Raw genomic sequence first — 16,680 nt, forward strand, 5'->3', positions numbered from 1 at the left:
TTCGAGAGATTCGTCGAAACGTCCGGCGCCTGTTTGCACCGTGTCAAAAAGGCCACACCTATTGGTATAGATACTGATTCGTGGTCGGTTTTGTGCGGTCGCATAATCGATTCAGAACCTGCCCGTCGCGAGTCGAGCGCGCCGGGGGGCGCGGCAACCATGTCCCGGGCAGGTTCTTTCCGCGGCGAAGACCGTGTATCAGACTCGAGAAGACGCAACATGAGCTACTACCATTCGAAAGAAGAAGGGCGGGGACGCGCCATGACCTTCACGGCCGCCCATCGCTGGCGCCGGCGCGCGTTTGCCGTGACCTGCGCAGTGATCGCCGCCCTCGCCTACTACGCGGTCCATCACCCGAAGTAAGCACCCCGGCCCTGGATCGCGCCCGCGGCTCGCTGCGGGCGCAGCGCCAAATGCAACGAGGCGCGCACGACTCGATATCGCACGCGCCTCGTCGGCAACGTCTCGCATTTTTTTCCGCGAATCTCCGCGCTTGCCGCTACCTTCGCCCTGCTTTTCCGTACTTCTGCGCGACGTCGCCCCGACTTCGCCCCGACTTGCGCCTCAGGCCGCGTTTCCCAATGCCGGAGCATGCCAGTCGAGCGGCACGTTGGCGAGCATGTCGTCGACCATCGCATCGAGGCTGAACGCCGGTTGCCAACCCCAGTCGTAGCGGGCGTGGGTGTCGTCGAGCGTATGCGGCCACGTCTCGGCAATGCCCTGCCGGAAGTCAGGCGCGTACTTCACCGTGAAGCCCGGCACGCGGCGCGCGATGGCTTCGGCGAGCGTTTTCGGATCGAAGCTCACGCCGGCCACGTTATACGACGAGCGCACGCGCAGGCGCGACGCGTCCGCGTTCATCAGTTCGAGCGTGGCGCGCACGGCATCGGGCATGTAGATCATGGGCAGCGTGGCGTCTTCCTTCAGGAAGCAGGTATAGCTTTCGCCGCGACGCGCCGCCTGAAAGATGTCGATGGCGTAGTCCGTCGTGCCGCCGCCGGGCGGCGTCTTGTAGCTGATCACGCCAGGATAGCGCAGGCTGCGCACGTCCACGCCGAACTTCGTGAAGTAGTACTCGCACAGCCGCTCGCCGGCCTGCTTGCTGATGCCGTACATCGTAGTCGGGTCCATGATCGCGAGTTGCGGCGTTTCGACGGCCGGCGTATGCGGACCGAACGCGGCGATCGACGATGGCCAGAACACCCGCAGGCCCTTCTCGGGATGACGCGCGTTGTGCTCGCGCGCGAGCTCGAGCACGTTGAGCAGGCCGTTCATGTTGAGCGTCCAGGCCTGCAGCGGGCGCGTCTCGCCGGTGGCCGAGAGCAGCGCTGCGAGGTGGAAGATCTGCGTGATGCCAAATCGCTCGACGAGGGCGGCAAGCCGCGTGGCATCGAGCACGTCGAGCGTCTCGTAATGCACGGCGTGTCGCGACGGCCCCGGGGCGATGTCCGTGGCAATGACGTTCTCGTTGCCGTACCGGGCGGCCAGGGCCTCGACGAGCTCGCTGCCGATCTGTCCGTTGGCGCCGATGATGAGGATCCGTTCCATGTTCAACCTTGTTTGAGAATGCCGAGTTCGTTGCCGGCCTGGGCGAACGCCGCCAGCGCACGGGTGAGATGCTCGCGCGTGTGCGCGGCCGAGAGCTGCACGCGCACGCGCGCCTGCCCCTGCGGCACGACCGGGTAGAAGAAGCCTGTGGCGATCACGCCGAGTTCATACAGGCGCTGCGCGAAACGCTGGGCAAGCGCGGCGTCGAAGAGCATGACCGGCACGATCGGGTGCGTGCCCGGCTTGATCGTGAAGCCGAGCGCCGCCACTTCACGGCGGAAGAAAGCCGTGTTCTCGTGGAGCTGCTCGCGGCGCGCCGAGGAGTGCTCCAGTTCGTCGAATACGGCAAGCGAGGTGCCGACGATCGCCGGCGCGAGGCTGTTCGAGAAGAGGTACGGGCGTGAGCGCTGGCGCAATGTCTCGATCACTTCGCGGCGCCCGGCCGTGAAGCCGCCCATCGCGCCGCCAAGCGCCTTGCCGAGCGTGCCCGTGATGATGTCGATCTTGCCGAGCACGCCGTGGTGCTCGTGCGTGCCGCGCCCCGTCGGCCCCATGAAGCCGGTGGCGTGGCACTCGTCGATCATGATCAGCGCGCCGTATTGCTCGGCCAACGCCACGATGCGATCGAGCTGCGCGATCGTGCCATCCATCGAGAACACGCCGTCCGTGACGATGATGCGGTGGCGCGCGCTGGCGGCCGCCTGCAACTGGCGCTCGAGATCATCCATGTCGTTGTGGGCGTAGCGCAGACGCTGGGCCTTGCAAAGGCGCACGCCGTCGATGATCGACGCGTGGTTCAGGGCGTCCGAGATGATGGCGTCCTGCTCGTCGAACAGCGGTTCGAAGACGCCGCCGTTGGCGTCGAACGCGGCGGCATAGAGAATGGCGTCTTCCGTGCCGAGATAAGCGGCGATGCGGGCTTCGAGCGCCTTGTGCGGGCCCTGCGTGCCGCAGATGAAGCGCACGGACGACAGCCCGAAGCCGAATTCCTCGAGCGCCTTCTGACCCGCTTTGACGAGCGACTCGCTGCCCGAGAGCCCCAGGTAGTTGTTGGCACACAGGTTGATGCGCGTGTGCCCGTCGTCGCACATGACCTCTGGCCCCTGCCGCGACATGAGCACGCGTTCCTGCTTGAAAAGGCCCTGGCGGCGCGTGTCCTCGAGTCGTTCGGTCAGTTGGCGGTAGAAGCCCTCGCGGGCCTGCGAGGCGGGTACGGTCATCGTGCGCATCTCCTGAGTGCGTAGGCCGGCGCCGTTGTGCGGCACCGCCCGGTGAATTGCCGGCGCGAGTGGATGCCGGAAAGTATCGAAAGCGTGGAATGGCTCCAAGACTGCCGCGCGTGCTCTGCTACCATGCAGCCATTCACCTTATCGGAAACTATACTTTATATTGAACTAGTTTCAATATATTGAAAAATTCTAATATCCCGGAATTTATATGGCAAGCCCCACCGTCCCGCCCGCCTTGTCCCCGATCGCGCCGCCGCCCGTGGGCGACATGATCCAGCAGATGCGCAAGGAGCGCGGCATGACGCTCGAGACGCTCTCGCGCGCTTCCGGCGTGTCCAAGTCGATGCTCTCGCAGATCGAGCGCGACAAGGCCAATCCGACCATCGCGGTCGCGTGGCGTCTGGCCAACGCATTGGGCGTGCGGCTCGACCAGTTGCTGGGCGCACCCTCGGGCGACCCCGAACCGGTGCGCGTATTCGGCAAGCACGAGACGCCGACGCTCGCCGGCGCCGAGCACGCCTACACGCTGAAAATCCTCGGTCCGATGGAACTGGCCGGGAAGTACGAGTGGTACGAGCTCACGCTGCAGCCCGGCGCCGCACTGGTCTCCGAGCCGCACGACCCGGGTACGCGCGAGCATTTCACGGTGTTCGACGGGCAGGTCGACATCGAGGTCGACCACTTCGCGCGCCGCGCCAGGCCCGGCGAGACTGCACGCTATCCGGCCGATCGCGCCCACGCGATTCGCAATGCCGGGAAGTCCGTCGCGCGCGGATTGCTGGTCGTGATTCACGGCTGATCGCGGGGCGACTCACGGCCCGGCACGGCGTCGCCGGCGCATTCCCGATCGCCAGTCGCTCAAGTCCCCGCCCGGAATGCCGTTAGCACACGTTCGGTCGGTGCCCATGCGAGGCATCGACGGTCGATCGACAATCGGACCGGACGGGCGCAGGGACACTTCTCGCGCAACGTGCGGCCGCCGTAACGGCACCACCGTGCGGAATCAGTGGGGAAGACGAAGGAATGCAGCGATTGAGTTTGAAAGCGAAGTTGTGGGCCGCAGTCGCATTGATGTGGGCGAGCCTGCTCGCCATGGCGATCTGGGGAGCGTGGGCGCAGCGCGACACCATGCTGGCCGAGCGCCGCGCCGGTCTCACGCACGTGGTCGAGTCCGGCCTGAGTCTGGTGAAGTACTACGCCGGACGCGCCGAACGCGGCGAGATCAGCGTGCCTGAAGCGCAAAAACTCGCCCGCGAGCAGATCGGCGCCATTCGTTATGACGGCGAGAACTATTTCGGTATCTTGAACTCGCAGCGCGTGATCGTCCTCAATTCGGTCAATCCCAAGCTCGAAGGCAAGGACATGAGCCAATTCCGCGACCCCTCGGGCAAGCTCATGTTTTCAGACATCGTCGCGGCCGCACGCACCGACAATCCTTTCGTCACCTACCTCTGGCCCAAGCCCGGCTCGGACAAACCCGTCGAGAAGATCAGCCGCGTGGGCGCATATTCCCCATGGGACTGGTATCTGACGACAGGCGTGTACGTCGACGACATCAACGCCGCGTTCGTCGGTGCGCTGCTTCGCTGGGGCGCAATGCTCGCCGTGATCGGCCTGGCCGTCTCGGGCGTGATGCTGCTCATCATTCGCAACGTCCAGCAAAGCCTGGGCGGCGAGCCCGAATATGCGGCGGACATCGCCACGCGCATTGCCGACGGCGACCTGCTCACGCAGGTGCGCCTGCGTTCCGGCGACAGCGGCAGCCTGCTCTTCGCCATGCAGCGCATGCAGGCCAACCTGCAGCAGATGATCGGACGCATTCGCAGCGGCACCAGCGCCATCACGCTGGCGGCGCGCGAGATCGCCGAGGGCAACACCGACCTGTCGGCACGCACCGAACAGCAGGCGGCGGCCCTCGAAGAGACGGCCTCCTCGATGGAGGAACTCACGTCGACCGTGCGCCAGAACGCCGATAACGCGCGCCAGGCCAGCCAACTGGCGCAAAACGCTTCGGCCATTGCGGTGCGCGGTGGTCAGGTCGTAGACCAGGTCGTCGCCACGATGGAGGGCATCTCGCACAGTTCGAGCAAGGTCGTCGACATCATCGGCGTCATCGACGGTATCGCCTTCCAGACCAACATCCTCGCGCTGAACGCGGCTGTGGAAGCCGCCCGCGCGGGCGAACAGGGACGCGGTTTTGCCGTGGTCGCGGGCGAGGTCCGAACCCTTGCGCAACGCAGCGCCGCGGCGGCCAAGGAGATCAAGGAATTGATCGAGGCGTCGAACGGCCGCGTGCAGGACGGCTCGGTGCTCGTCGCACAGGCCGGTCAGACGATGCATGACGTCGTGCAGGCCGTGCGCCGCGTGACGGACATCATGGGCGAGATCTCGGCGGCCTCCGAGGAGCAGAGTCACGGCATCGAGCAGGTGGGCCGCGCCATCACGCAGATGGACGAGGTGACGCAGCAGAACGCCGCCCTCGTCGAAGAAGCGGCCGCAGCGGCAGCGTCGATGGAAGACCAGGCGCGCTTGCTGGACCAGGCCGTTGCCGCGTTCCGCATGTCGGCCGAGCATGGACAGACAGGCGCGCCGCAGCGGACCGTGGCTTCGGCCGCCGTAGCGCGGCAGCGACTGGCCGCCTGAGAGGAAGAGAAACCACGCGCGCGAGGCGCTGCGGATGCGGCGGCCGGGCGCTGCGGCGCACCGTCAGGCCATCACGCCGTCATACGCGGCCATCCCTGCGCGCGGCCGTCGGCTCAGGCTGCGAGCTCAGGTAGCGAGCTCAGGTAGCGATCTCAGATAGCGATCTCAAGCAGCGAGCTCGCCCGCGAGCCCCGCGTCGATGATCTGACGGGCGACCGCCGGCATGATGCGCAGCGGCGGTGAGCCGGGGCCGAACGTCTGGCTCGCGGCGTAGCCGCCGTCGAGAATCAGCGACAACGCATCGACCAGCGGCGCCGGCGCCTTCAGCCCCGCTGCCGTCGCCAGTGCAGTAAAGCGCTGCACCACTTCCGCCTTGTAGCTCGCCACCGCCTTGCGCGCCGGATGCGTCGGATCGGGAAATTCTGCCGCCACGTTCACGAACGGGCAGCCGCGATAGCCCGGCTTGCTCGCGCGCTCGGCAAGATCCACGAAGATCTGCAGCATCTGCGCGCGCGGGTCGCCCTCGCGCCTGGCGATACTTTCGTCGATGCGCGCGAGGCTCATCGTCTGCATATGCTCGAGGTAGGCGAGAATCAATTCGTCCTTCGACGCGAACTGACGGTACAGGCACATCTTGTTCACGCCGGCGCGCTTGACAACGGCGTCCACGCCGACGGTGCGCACGCCCTCGGCGTGGAACAGCTCCACCGCGGCATTGAGCAGGTACTGCTGCGCGAGCGGCGCCGGCGTGACGTGGCGGGCGGTCTTGCCCCCGCGCGCGGCCGCGCCGCGGCGTCGCACCCCGCCGGTGGCCGGCTCGCCTGCCGACGCTTTCGCGCGCGCCTTGGAAGACCCGGGCGCTTCGGAAGCCTTGATCGACGCCTTCGCATGCGTCGGCGTCATCATGGCCTTCGCGGCTTCGGCCACGCTCGAGGCGTTTGAGACGCTTGAGGCATTTGAGGCATTTGAGGCATTTGAGGCGTTTGCCCCGCTTGCCCCATTTGCCACTCTTGCCGCATTTGTCATTTCCGCCGCCTTCAGCGGCACATCCATCGCCATCGCTTGCGCCGGCGCGCCGGACGTTGTCGACTTGGCCATGCTCTGGTACTCCTGGAATCTGTCGCCGGCAATGCCGGCAATGCCCCTGCCGTCGCCAGGGAATGCTTGACATGTTACCGATCGGTTCATAACATGGCAACCTCATGTTACCGATCTGTCACAACTTGCCACCCCAGTAGACAGCCCGGTCCCCGCAAACGTTCCCGAGGCGGCCTCGAGCGCCGCCCACTGTCAGGATTTCCGCCATGAAGGCTGCTCTCGCAAAGCGCATTAACGGTCGCTTCCACTACGGGTGGATCGTGGTCGGCGTGATTTTCCTCGTTCTACTGGCTTCGGCGGGCATTCGCGCGACGCCGAGCGTGATGATGGTGCCGCTCGAGCATGATTTCGGCTGGAGCCGCGCCACGATCTCACTGGCCATCTCGGTCAACCTGGCGCTCTACGGCCTGACCGGTCCGTTCGCCGCTGCCGCGATGCAGCGCTTCGGCATTCGCCCCACCGTGATGGTGGCGTTGTTGCTCCTCGCCTCCGGCACGGCGCTGTCCTCGCTGATGAGCGCGCCGTGGCAGATGGTGCTGATCTGGGGCGTGATGGTCGGCGGCGGCACCGGCGTTGCCGCGGTCACGCTCGCCGCCACCGTATCCAACCGGTGGTTCCATACGCACCGCGGCCTCGCGATGGGCATTCTCACGGCGAGTTCGGCCACCGGGCAGATGGTGTTCCTGCCCATGATGGCGGCAATCACCGAGCGGTACGGCTGGCGTCCGGTCGTGCTGATCGTGGCGCTCGTCGCCGCCGTCGTGCTGCCGCTCGTGGCGCTTCTCGTGCCGGAGCGCCCGGGCTCGGTCGGCCTGCGCCCCGTCGGCGCCCCGGAGGACGCCCCGGACGTGCCGCTCGGCCAGGGCAACCCGCTCGCGCATGCGCTCTCGGTGCTGCGCATGGCGGCCGGCAAGCGCGACTTCTGGCTGCTCTTCTTCAGCTTCTTCATCTGCGGCGCAAGCACCAACGGATACATCGGCACGCATTTCATCGCCATGTGCGGCGATTACGGCATCTCCGAAGTGAAGGGCGCCGGCATTCTCGCCGCCATGGGCATGCTGGACCTGGTGGGCACCACGCTCTCGGGCTGGCTCTCGGATCGCTACAACAGCCGTGTGCTGCTGTTCTGGTACTACGGACTGCGCGGCCTGTCGTTGATCTACCTGCCCTACGCTTTCGGCTTCGACTTCTTCGGGCTGCCGCTCTTCGCGCTGTTCTATGGCCTCGACTGGATCGCGACCGTGCCACCGACAGTGCGCCTGACGACCGACGTATTCGGCAAGACCCTCGCGCCCATCGTCTTCGGCTGGATCGTGGCCGGACACCAGTTGGGCGCCGCCACCGCAGCGCTCGTCGCCGGTTCGCTGCGCGCCACGCTGGGTAACTACACGATGGCGTCGATGCTCTCGGGCGGCGTGTGCATTCTCGGCGCGTTCATGGTGCTGCGCATCGCGCGCCGGGCCCCGACCAGTGCGGTGCCGGCCAACGCGTGAGCGGGCGGCCGGCGCAAGCGCCGCGCACCACGGCGGTGCGGCTGGCCGTCGTGCGCAGACGATGGCGCCGTCAGCAGATCTTCCGAAATTGCCGTAACCTGTACGGGTTTTGTGCAGCACAGCATTTTCCATTTTCACAGGACCTCAGCAATGACGGACTCGCAACAAACCTCGCTCTCGGCGCTCGATACGGATCTGTTCTCGCCGTACCGGCTTGGCCCGCTCGAACTGAGCAACCGCATCGTGATGGCCCCGCTCACGCGTAGCCGCGCAGGCGCTGGCGACGTTCCGGGCCCGATGGTCGCCGAGTACTACGCACAGCGCGCGTCGGCCGGCCTCATCATCAGCGAAGCCACCAACATCTCGCAGCAGGGCAAGGGCTACGCCTTCACGCCGGGCATCTACACCGACGAACAAGTCGCCGGCTGGAAACAGGTGACAGACGCCCTGCACGCCAAGGGCGGCAAGATCTTCTGCCAACTCTGGCACGTGGGACGCATCTCGCATCCGTCGCTCCAGCCCGGCGGCGCATTGCCGGTCGCCCCGTCCGCGATTCAACCGGCGGGCAAGGCGTTCACCGAGCACGGCTTCGAGCCGCACCCGACGCCGCGCGCGCTGGAGACGTCCGAGATCCCCGGCATCATCGAGCAATATCGTCATGCAGCCCAGTGCGCTAAGCGCGCGGGATTCGACGGCGTGGAAATTCACGCGGCGAACGGCTATCTGCTCGACCAGTTCATGCGCGACAAGACGAACCACCGCACCGATCAGTACGGCGGCAGCATCGAGAATCGCGTGCGTCTGACGCTCGAAGTCACGCAGGCAGTGGTCGACGTGTGGGGCGCCGACCGCGTGGGCATTCGTCTCTCACCGATTAGCCCGGCCAACGATTGCGGCGACAGCCATCCCGAGCCCGTGTTCACTTACGCCGTGGAGCAACTGAACCGTTTCGGGCTGGCATACCTGCACGTGGTCGAAGGTGCGACCGGCGGCCCGCGTGAAGTGGAGAACGGCTTCGACCTGCAGAAGCTGCGCCGCCTCTTCGAAGGCACGTTCATGGCGAACAACGGCTACGACCTGGCGCTGGCGATCAAGGCGCGCAAGGAAAACCTGGCGGATCTGATCGCGTTCGGCAAGCCGTTCGTCGCCAACCCGGATCTGGTCGAACGCCTCAAGCGCGGCGGCCCGTACAACGCGCTCGATCGCGACACGCTCTATGGCGGCGACGCCCGCGGCTACATCGACTATCCCACGCTGGACGAATCGGCGGCGTAAGGACGTCAGCAGCGTAAGCGGATCACAAGCGTAAGGAGATCAGAAGCGGCGCCGAGTCGCCGACACCTCCATGACAAGGGCTCCCGCGGGAGCCCTTGTCGATTGCGCGATGCACTGACGAGCGAAGCCGCGATGGGTCACACAGATGGGCCACGCAAATGGGCCACGCAGATGGGCGGCCGCGCCTTTCTCCTCACGCCGCCCGTTGTGCCTGCCAGCGCACCAGGTCCGCACCGGCCGGGTTCTGATACAGACGCAAGCCGAACTCGGGCAGAATCGCGAGCAGGTGGTCGAAGACGTCGCCCTGCACACGTTCGTATTCCGCCCACACGGTCGTATTCGTGAAGCAATACAGTTCGACCGGAATACCCGTCGCCGACGGCGCCAGCGAACGGACCATGCACGTCATGCCTTCGTGAATGCTCGGATGGGCTTTCAGATACGCCAGCGCATAGGCGCGAAACGTGCCGATGTTCGTCAGACGCCGCGTATTTCCCGGCACGCCCGCGGCCACGCCGAGCGCGGCGTTTGCCTCGGCAATCGCACGTTGCTTCTCGCTCAGGTAGGGCGCGAGCAGATGCAGCTTCGACAGGCGCGCAATCTCGTGCTCGTCGAGAAACCCGATGCTGCCCGCATCGATGCACAGCGTGCGCTTGATACGCCGTCCTCCGGATTGCTGCATGCCGCGCCAATTCCGAAAACTCTCAGAGATCATCCGCCACGTCGGAATCGTGGTGATGGTCTTGTCCCAGTTCTGCACCTTCACCGTGTGCAGCGCGATGTCGACCACGTCCCCGTCGGCCCCGACTTGCGGCATCTCGATCCAGTCGCCCACCCTCAGCATGTCGTTCGACGTCAATTGGACGCTGGCAACAAACGACATGATCGTGTCCTTGAACACCAGCAGCAGCACCGCCGACATCGCGCCCAGTCCCGAGAGCAGCAACCACGGCGAGCGATCGATGATCGTGGCGACGATGGCAATGGCCGCGACCACGTACAGGGCGATCTTGCCCAACTGCACGTATCCCTTGATCGAACGGGTGCGTGCATGCTCGGACTGCGCATAGACCGTCTGCGCCGCGTCGAGGATGCCGACCAGCGCCAGCGTGGCATAGAGCAACGTGGTGGCCAGGGCAACGTTGCCGATCACCAGCACCGCCTTCGGCGGCAGATCCGGCACTAGCCCGATGCCGAACTGGATCACCAGATATGGCAACACATGCGCGGCGCGATGGAACACGCGATGCGCGAGCAAGGCGTCGTCCCAGCGGTTTGCCGTGCGCTGCACGACGATGCGCACCACGCGCACGATCAGAAACTGCGCGATCGTCTGTACCAGCAACGCCGTCAGAACCAGTATGGCCAACGCCCCGGCCAGTCGCGCCCAGGGCGCGCCGTCGAACCACGCCGATATTGCTTCCCACGTCATCCTGCTACTCCTTGCTGCGCGTCGCCCTCGCCATGCGGCGAGCGCGGTGAATGAAAAAAATGACGGCCGCAAAGGGCCGTCATCCTCTGCCGTGCGGGCCGGGGCGCCACCGACGTCCCCCGCCCGGCACGCGAACCGGCCTCGAACTTACACCGGCGCCCCGAACGGCACGCTCGCCACCACGCTGGGAGCCCCCGGATGCGACGGCGCGATGATCGTGCCGCCCGTGCTGCCGCGCGACTTGCCGGAGCTCAGGTAGTCGGCGATGGAGTCCTGCGTCACCTCGCCGAGGTACTGGTTGTCGTCGCCGAGCACCGGCAACGACGCCAGATTGTGCTCATACATCCGCGAGAGCAACACGCGCAGATTGTCGTTCGCCACCGCGCACGCCTTGAAGTCGCGCACCCGCTCGCCGCAGGTGCCCTGTGCGTGACGCGTATCGCGCCGCGCAACGTAGCCGAGCGCGCGGGCGTTCTCGTCCACGACCACCAGCGAACGCGTGTCGAGCTCGTCCATCATGCCGTAAGCCTCGGCGAGCGTGGTCTGCGGTTTGACGGTCGGCAGCGGAGTTGCCGCGTCTTCGGCGCGCACGAGCAGCAGGCGCTTGAGAATTCGGTCGTGTCCCACGAAGCTGGCAACGAATTCGTCGACCGGGCGGGCGAGCAGCGCATCGGGTTGCGCGTACTGCACCAGACGCCCCTGGCGGAAGATGGCGATGCGATCGGCGAGCTTGATCGCCTCGTCGATGTCGTGGCTCACCATGATGACGGTCTTGCCGAGCTGGCGCTGCATCTGCAGGAATTCGTTCTGAATCGACTCGCGATTGATCGGGTCGACCGCGCCGAACGGCTCGTCCATGAGCAGCACCGGCGGGTCGGCCGCCAGCGCGCGGATCACCCCGATACGCTGCTGCTGGCCGCCCGAGAGCTCGCGCGGATAGCGCGACAGGTAGCGCTTCGGATCGAGCGCGACCATGCCCATCAGTTCGGTCGCGCGCTCGCGGCAGCGCTTCTTGTCCCAGCCGAGCAGACGCGGCACGACCGTGATGTTCTCCTCGATCGTCATGTTCGGGAACAGACCGATCTGCTGGATCACGTAGCCGATGTGGCGACGCAGCTCGATTTCGTTGATCTTGCCGGTGTCCTCGCCGTTCAGGAGAATGCGTCCGGAGGTCGGCTTGATGAGCCGGTTGATCATCTTGAGCGTGGTCGTCTTGCCGCAGCCCGACGGACCGAGGAAGACGCAGATTTCGCCCGGCGGCACCTCGAGGCTGACCGAGTTCACGGCGGTCACGGGCGTACCGTCCTTCTGGACGAAGCTTTTGGTGAGATTGTCGAGTGTAATCATACGGTTCGGATTCCTTTCGGTGTCAGCACGCGCTGCAGGCGGTGCAACAGGGTGTCGGCAACGATGGCGAGCAGGCTCACCATCACCGCACCCACGACGAGCTGCCGGGTATCGCTCTGGCTGATCCCCTGGGTGATCAGCACCCCGAGACCGCCCGCCCCGACGATGGCGCCGATGGCCATCACGCCAATATTCATCACGACGGCCGTGCGCACGCCGCCCAGCACCACCGGCACGGCCAGCGGCAATTCCACCAGACGCAGACGCTGCCAGAACGTCATGCCGATGCCGATACCCGCCTCGCGGATGCTCGGATCGATCTGCTGCAACGCGAGGCATGTATTGCGCATGATCGGCAGCAGCGAGTACAGAAACACGGCGGCGACGGCCGGCGCCGGGCCGATGCCCATGCCGTAGATGGACAGCGCGGGAATCATCAGGCCGAACAGCGCGATCGAGGGAATGGTGAGCACGACGGTGGCCAGGCCGAGCACCACGCCCGACAGCCAGCGAAAACGCGTGACCAGCACGCCCAGCGGCACGCCGACCACGATGGCCGCGCCCACCGAGGCGGCAACCAACCAGGCATGCTGGCCCGTCAAGGTCAGCACGCGGTGCCAGTTATGGGTCAGAAATTCAATCATTGCGCGAGCCCTTCCTGTTTGAGGAACTCGCTCGCCACCTGCGACACGCTGCGGTGATCGATATCGACCTGCGCGTTCATGTCGCGCATGTTCTCGTCGTTGATCTTCGCGGCGAGCGCGTTGAGTTCGTCGGCAAGTTTCGGATTGGCGTCGAGCACCTCCCTGCGCACGACGGGCGTGGCGGCATAGGCCGGGAAGAAGCCCTTGTCGTCGGCCAGCACCTTCAGGTCGAAGCCCTTGTTGCGGCCGTCGCTCGTGTAGACGAGGCCGGCGTCGATCTGCTCGTTACGCAGCGCCGTATAGACGAGCCCCGGGTCCATCTGCTTGATGTTGCGGCGCTCGAGATGGAAATCGTAGAGCGCCTCCATCGGCTCGAGGCCGTCGGAGCGGCCGACGAATTCCATGTCGAAGGCGAACTGCATCTTCGGGTTCGCGCGGAATTTGTCGACCAGCTGCGAGACCGTTTCCAGCCCTTCTTCGCGGGCGATCTTGCCCGGCACCGCGAAGGCGTAGGTGTTGTTGAGCGTCGACGGATTGAGCCAGACGAGACCGATCTTGCCGTCGAGTTCCTTCACGCGCTCGTAAGTCTGCTGCGGGTCGAGCTTCTCGGTGACCTTGTTGTAGACGATGAGCGAGGTGCCGGTGTACTCCCAGACGATGTCGAGCTGGTTGCTCTCCATGCCCTGGCGCATGACCACGCTGCCCAGCCCGTTCTTCAGTTCGACGTCGTACCCCTTGCTGCGCAGGTACTGTGCCGTCATCTCCGACAGAATCAACTGCTCGGTGAAGTTCTTGCCGCCGATGGTGAGCGTTGCGGCCTGCGCCGCCGTAGCGCTCGCGGCCATCACGCCAAGCGCCAGGCACGCCGCGCCGAGCCCCCGCATCCAGCGAGCCACGCGGCCGGTGAGCGCACGGGAAATTGAAACTTGCATACGTGTGTATCTCCTTTGTCTCAACGCGTCGCCGCGCCGTGGCGTGCGAACCAGAGGCCGCTCGCGAAGGCGACGAGGCCGTCGAGCACGAGTGCGAGGAGCGCCGTCCCGGCCGCGCCGAGCAGCAACTTCGTCGGATCGTTGAGGTAGATGCCCGGGAAGATCAGCTGTCCCAGGCTGTCCGCGCCGATGAGGAACGCGAGCGGCGCCGTACCGACATTGATCGCCAGCGCGGTGCGAATGCCGCCGATGATCACCGGCATGGCGTTGGGCAGATCGACGCGAAACAGTATCTGCGCCGGCGTCATGCCCATGCCGCGCGCCGATTCGCGCAACGCGGCGGGCACCTGGCGCAAGCCCTCATAGGAATTGCGCACGATGGGCAGCAGCGACGCGAGCCACAACGCCAGAATGGCGGGCCGGTCACCGATGCCGAGCACGGCCATCGACAGCGCCAGCACGGCAAGCGACGGCAGCGTGTTGCCGATGTTGAAAACCTGCACGGCACGCTCGGCGTGCTTCTCGAACATCGGCCGCGAGATCACCACGCCCGCCGGTACGCCGATCGCGATGGCCAGCGCCATCGATATCGCCACGAGCTTCAGGTGCTGTTGGGTGTAATAGATCAGGTCACCCCGGTATTTGGCGAGCGTGTCGACGCCCAGCCAATACACCAGGCCGGTGACTGCGGCGGCGACGCCGAGCAGCCCGAAGCCGGCCAGATAGAGAATGCGATACTGCTTCGCCACGTTCATGCTCCCTTTGAATGGGTTGGCAGCGCTGGCGCGAGGCAATAGCGATCGCCCCGCGTGACAACGCGGTCAAACAAGCATGACAACTGTTAGCTGCCTTGCGAATTGTGAAGTGTTCGCTCCGAAGGTCTGTGATAGACGACGGTGACGAACCAGGCGTCGCGTGATGCGACATGAGAGACGAGCTTTCGACGCCATGAGCGCCTGGGCCTCTCGGTGCACGCTTATTGAAAGCGCGCGAAAGTTTTACTGCACGAACTCATTGCTTGATGGAACGGATCGCCGGCGCAACGAGGAACACCGGCAACGCTTGGATTTCTGTGTTTCTATGGGCCAACCGCAGCGATTGGCTTTTTTTATTCTAGTACAGATAGTGCGTCGATGCCAACCCATAGAGCGCGTTTCGTGAAGAATTCAGGGAAATTACACGCAAATCCGGCACAATTTCCTCCCGTCCGTAGGACAACGAATCAATCGCGTGCGCTGTAATGGCCCGTCATTGCTGGCATAGCGGCCTGCGGCATGCCCTTGTCCCGAAATCCTGCATTTTTGCGTTCCGCATAGCGGTCCTGCGTGCCGCGTCGTTTTATTTTTCCACATGACATCCGTCATTTGTAACGACCGTTTGAAGTGCCCTGCAAGGCGCGTGTCCAGGGGGCCGAACGGATAATTGGAGGCGTCGTTTGGAAACGGGTGCGAAGGCGATAAAACTCGTGTATTCTCCGAGGTTTATCTTAGTTTTCAATCATTTAGCGCAAATTCGGGGAAACACGGCGGCAACGCGAGGCCATGACCTTGCGACCCGTCGTGCGGGTGCGGTGATTGAACGGTGCAAGACGATCGTGCAAGCGCACGAAGGCGTTGATTGGCGAATAACAATTATGAAAAGTACCATCAGCCGTACCGAACAGGGCAACCGCGTTGCCGCGACCACGATATTGGTCGCCTGCGCCGCGTTGACGCTCGCGGGGTTTCTCACACGCGCATTCGAAGGCGCCGTGAACCCGCTGCTGACCTTCTTCCTCGTGTCGGCCGGCGGCATCCTCAATCTTTCCACTGCATGCCTGCTGGGCGTGCAGTACCTCTACAACGGCAAGCGTTATTTCGCCCAGTTCGGCTGTGCGTTTCTGCTGCGCGGCCTGTTCATGTTCACCGAGGGCGTGCTGCTCGCCAACCAGCTCGCCGGCATTGCGGCGCATGTCACGCGCGCGCCGTTCTGGCTGGCGCTGGTGGCCGAAGCCAGTTTTGCAGCATACGTCGTGCTCAGCGTGCGCAGCTACGCCCGCACGCGCAGCGATCCGCACACGCGGCCGGGCTATCGGGAGGCGGCGCGCTATGGCGCGACCGTCCTGTTCATCTGGGTGGGGGTATCGCTCTCGCTCATCGCGCTCGTCGGTGCGGGGCGCACGCTGGTCACACCGCATCTCGCCGGAGGCCTCGACGCCGAGACGCTTGCGCTCGGCGCGCTCTTCGTCGCTTACGTGGCGCTCTGGTGGCGCGTCGCGGCGGTAACGCGCCTGTCACACAAGCTCTTCCTGCTGGTGTGGGTCGTGGTGACCATCTCGCTGTGCCAGCTGCTGCTCTCGCTTACGGCACCAAGCGAAGCGTCCTATCAATGGTACGCCGCGCGCCTGCTCGCGCTGGCCTCGCCGGGCGTGGCAACGCTCGCACTCGTCTGGGAGATCACCCGCCAATACCAGTCGCTCGCGCTGACGAACACGGATCTGGTGGAGAAGGTCTTCATCGATCCGCTCACCCACATCTACAACCGTCGCTATTTCGACAACCGGATTCGTCTGGTGGCCGAGCGCGTGCAGCAGCGCTCGATTCCGCTCTCGGTGCTGCTCATCGACATCGACTATTTCAAGCAGGTGAACGACCGCTACGGGCATCCGTTCGGCGACGCCGTCCTGCAGCGCATCGCCAACACGATTCAGCACTGCATCCGTTTGCCGAGCGACTTTGCCGTGCGGCTCGGCGGCGAGGAATTCGCCGTGGTACTGCCCGAAATCGATCAGCATGCGGCGCTGCGCGTGGCCGATCGCATCCGTGAATCGGTCAAGCGCGCGAGCACCGACCTGCTACCGGCCAAGGCGCGCGACGACGGCGAGTCGATCACGATCAGCGTGGGAATTGCCTCCTGGCAGCCGGGCGAGCCGCTGATCATCAGCTCGATGCTCGAGCGCGCCGACCAGGCGCTCTATCAGGCCAAGCACAAGGGGCGCGATCAGAGTGTGCTGGGCGGCGGACAAATGGCCGCGTGAGGCCGGATCGTGGCAGGCCGGAC

General features: G+C 65.2%; 15 protein-coding genes. 7 read left to right on the plus strand and 8 right to left on the minus strand.

From position 1 onward, the window contains the following. Window positions 1-219: 219 nt before the first annotated feature. A complete protein-coding gene (locus tag CDN36_RS10795; RefSeq protein WP_174966289.1) occupies window positions 220-363 on the plus strand; it encodes a hypothetical protein in 144 nt (47 codons plus the stop codon). Between the two features lie 201 nt (window positions 364-564). Here the strand turns inward: CDN36_RS10795 and CDN36_RS10800 are convergent, their stop codons facing one another. Further along, window positions 565-1,548 (minus strand): NAD-dependent epimerase/dehydratase family protein, encoded by a 984-nt coding sequence (locus tag CDN36_RS10800; RefSeq protein WP_174966290.1) that lies wholly within the window; start codon window positions 1,546-1,548, stop codon window positions 565-567. A gap of 2 nt (window positions 1,549-1,550) precedes the next feature. After that, a complete protein-coding gene (gene kbl / locus CDN36_RS10805) occupies window positions 1,551-2,768 on the minus strand; it encodes a glycine C-acetyltransferase (RefSeq protein WP_287496714.1) in 1,218 nt (405 codons plus the stop codon). A 217-nt stretch (window positions 2,769-2,985) separates the two neighbouring features. On the opposite strand from kbl, the gene CDN36_RS10810 reads away from it, so the two are divergent. After that, a complete protein-coding gene (locus CDN36_RS10810) occupies window positions 2,986-3,576 on the plus strand; it encodes a helix-turn-helix domain-containing protein (RefSeq protein WP_174966291.1) in 591 nt (196 codons plus the stop codon). A 224-nt stretch (window positions 3,577-3,800) separates the two neighbouring features. Further along, on the plus strand, window positions 3,801-5,420 hold the full coding sequence (locus CDN36_RS10815; protein WP_150554757.1) for a methyl-accepting chemotaxis protein: 1,620 nt from the start codon (window positions 3,801-3,803) through the stop codon (window positions 5,418-5,420). Between the two features lie 165 nt (window positions 5,421-5,585). Here the strand turns inward: CDN36_RS10815 and CDN36_RS10820 are convergent, their stop codons facing one another. Continuing rightward, the gene (locus CDN36_RS10820) at window positions 5,586-6,326 is read right to left on the minus strand and encodes a TetR/AcrR family transcriptional regulator (RefSeq protein ID WP_287496715.1); all 741 of its coding nucleotides are present in this window, start codon (window positions 6,324-6,326) and stop codon (window positions 5,586-5,588) included. Here CDN36_RS10820 and CDN36_RS10825 point away from each other — a divergent pair. The 3 genes from CDN36_RS10825 (at window position 6,325) to CDN36_RS10835 (ending at window position 9,286) form a co-directional block, all read left to right on the plus strand. Then, on the plus strand, window positions 6,325-6,588 hold the full coding sequence (locus CDN36_RS10825) for a hypothetical protein (RefSeq protein WP_287496716.1): 264 nt from the start codon (window positions 6,325-6,327) through the stop codon (window positions 6,586-6,588). The genes CDN36_RS10820 and CDN36_RS10825 overlap by 2 nt on opposite strands. 136 nt (window positions 6,589-6,724) lie before the next feature. After that, window positions 6,725-8,011 (plus strand): MFS transporter, encoded by a 1,287-nt coding sequence (locus tag CDN36_RS10830; protein WP_150554758.1) that lies wholly within the window; start codon window positions 6,725-6,727, stop codon window positions 8,009-8,011. A 150-nt stretch (window positions 8,012-8,161) separates the two neighbouring features. Further along, on the plus strand, window positions 8,162-9,286 hold the full coding sequence (locus CDN36_RS10835; protein WP_287496717.1) for an alkene reductase: 1,125 nt from the start codon (window positions 8,162-8,164) through the stop codon (window positions 9,284-9,286). 193 nt (window positions 9,287-9,479) lie between these two features. Here the strand turns inward: CDN36_RS10835 and CDN36_RS10840 are convergent, their stop codons facing one another. The 5 genes from CDN36_RS10840 to CDN36_RS10860 form a co-directional block, all read right to left on the minus strand. Then, on the minus strand, window positions 9,480-10,718 hold the full coding sequence (locus CDN36_RS10840) for a mechanosensitive ion channel family protein (protein ID WP_150554760.1): 1,239 nt from the start codon (window positions 10,716-10,718) through the stop codon (window positions 9,480-9,482). Between the two features lie 147 nt (window positions 10,719-10,865). After that, window positions 10,866-12,065: an osmoprotectant ABC transporter ATP-binding protein OsmV gene (locus CDN36_RS10845; RefSeq protein WP_287496718.1), complete on the minus strand. Its 1,200-nt coding sequence runs from the start codon at window positions 12,063-12,065 to the stop codon at window positions 10,866-10,868. Next, window positions 12,062-12,709 carry an ABC transporter permease gene (locus CDN36_RS10850; protein ID WP_150554762.1) on the minus strand — a complete coding sequence of 216 codons (648 nt, stop codon included), beginning with the start codon at window positions 12,707-12,709 and terminating at the stop codon, window positions 12,062-12,064. Before CDN36_RS10850 ends, CDN36_RS10845 begins: the two co-directional genes overlap by 4 nt. Next, on the minus strand, window positions 12,706-13,593 hold the full coding sequence (locus tag CDN36_RS10855; RefSeq protein WP_287496768.1) for a glycine betaine ABC transporter substrate-binding protein: 888 nt from the start codon (window positions 13,591-13,593) through the stop codon (window positions 12,706-12,708). The genes CDN36_RS10850 and CDN36_RS10855 overlap by 4 nt, the downstream gene beginning before the upstream one ends. Window positions 13,594-13,661: 68 nt before the next feature. Beyond that, a complete protein-coding gene (locus CDN36_RS10860) occupies window positions 13,662-14,396 on the minus strand; it encodes an ABC transporter permease (RefSeq protein WP_174966293.1) in 735 nt (244 codons plus the stop codon). An 878-nt stretch (window positions 14,397-15,274) separates the two neighbouring features. Here CDN36_RS10860 and CDN36_RS10865 point away from each other — a divergent pair. Continuing rightward, window positions 15,275-16,657, plus strand: a complete 1,383-nt coding sequence (locus tag CDN36_RS10865) for a GGDEF domain-containing protein (protein ID WP_287496719.1) — start codon at window positions 15,275-15,277, stop codon at window positions 16,655-16,657. Window positions 16,658-16,680 lie beyond the last annotated feature (23 nt).

This window comes from Pandoraea sp. CB10b_02 (assembly GCF_002216225.1).
GTDB classification, from domain to species: domain Bacteria; phylum Pseudomonadota; class Gammaproteobacteria; order Burkholderiales; family Burkholderiaceae; genus Pandoraea; species Pandoraea nosoerga.

Coding starts and splice junctions, on each gene's coding strand:
- CDN36_RS10795 (WP_174966289.1), top strand. CDS start 220: ATGAGCTACTACCATTCGAAAGAAGAAGGGCGGGGACGCGCCATGACC.
- CDN36_RS10800 (WP_174966290.1), bottom strand. CDS start 1,548: ATGGAACGGATCCTCATCATCGGCGCCAACGGACAGATCGGCAGCGAG.
- kbl (WP_287496714.1), bottom strand. CDS start 2,768: ATGACCGTACCCGCCTCGCAGGCCCGCGAGGGCTTCTACCGCCAACTG.
- CDN36_RS10810 (WP_174966291.1), top strand. CDS start 2,986: ATGGCAAGCCCCACCGTCCCGCCCGCCTTGTCCCCGATCGCGCCGCCG.
- CDN36_RS10815 (WP_150554757.1), top strand. CDS start 3,801: ATGCAGCGATTGAGTTTGAAAGCGAAGTTGTGGGCCGCAGTCGCATTG.
- CDN36_RS10825 (WP_287496716.1), top strand. CDS start 6,325: ATGGCCTTCGCGGCTTCGGCCACGCTCGAGGCGTTTGAGACGCTTGAG.
- CDN36_RS10820 (WP_287496715.1), bottom strand. CDS start 6,326: ATGATGACGCCGACGCATGCGAAGGCGTCGATCAAGGCTTCCGAAGCG.
- CDN36_RS10830 (WP_150554758.1), top strand. CDS start 6,725: ATGAAGGCTGCTCTCGCAAAGCGCATTAACGGTCGCTTCCACTACGGG.
- CDN36_RS10835 (WP_287496717.1), top strand. CDS start 8,162: ATGACGGACTCGCAACAAACCTCGCTCTCGGCGCTCGATACGGATCTG.
- CDN36_RS10840 (WP_150554760.1), bottom strand. CDS start 10,718: ATGACGTGGGAAGCAATATCGGCGTGGTTCGACGGCGCGCCCTGGGCG.
- CDN36_RS10845 (WP_287496718.1), bottom strand. CDS start 12,065: ATGATTACACTCGACAATCTCACCAAAAGCTTCGTCCAGAAGGACGGT.
- CDN36_RS10850 (WP_150554762.1), bottom strand. CDS start 12,709: ATGATTGAATTTCTGACCCATAACTGGCACCGCGTGCTGACCTTGACG.
- CDN36_RS10855 (WP_287496768.1), bottom strand. CDS start 13,593: ATGCGGGGGCTCGGCGCGGCGTGCCTGGCGCTTGGCGTGATGGCCGCG.
- CDN36_RS10860 (WP_174966293.1), bottom strand. CDS start 14,396: ATGAACGTGGCGAAGCAGTATCGCATTCTCTATCTGGCCGGCTTCGGG.
- CDN36_RS10865 (WP_287496719.1), top strand. CDS start 15,275: ATGAAAAGTACCATCAGCCGTACCGAACAGGGCAACCGCGTTGCCGCG.